Raw genomic sequence first — 229 nt, 5'->3', positions numbered from 1 at the left:
CTTTGCGGCGCAATCACGCTATTGAGCGCACGGGAAGGCAGGAGGATGTCATCAGCAGACCAGAGCAGGCGCTGCCCGATCACCATGCTGAGCTGAGGCCAGTGCGTCAGCACTTGCGCTTGCTGGCTGATGCAACTGTCGAGCAACAAGTCGTCATCACACAGAAACTTCACCAACGCCCCGCTGGCCTGCTCCAGGCATGCTTGCAGATTACGTGCAAAACCCAACC

General features: G+C 58.5%; 1 protein-coding gene. It reads right to left on the bottom strand.

The genetic code is table 11. The features are described 5' to 3' along the window. Positions 1-229, bottom strand: a 229-nt coding sequence (locus SB719_RS23040) for a hypothetical protein (protein WP_412160173.1), incomplete at both ends; no start/stop codon positions are given.

It is taken from the genome of Pantoea sp. SIMBA_079 (assembly GCF_046940275.1).
Classification (GTDB): Bacteria; Pseudomonadota; Gammaproteobacteria; order Enterobacterales; family Enterobacteriaceae; genus Pantoea; species Pantoea borealis.
The sequence above is the reverse complement of the archived record's forward strand: the minus strand, read 5'-3'. Positions and strand labels throughout refer to the sequence as shown.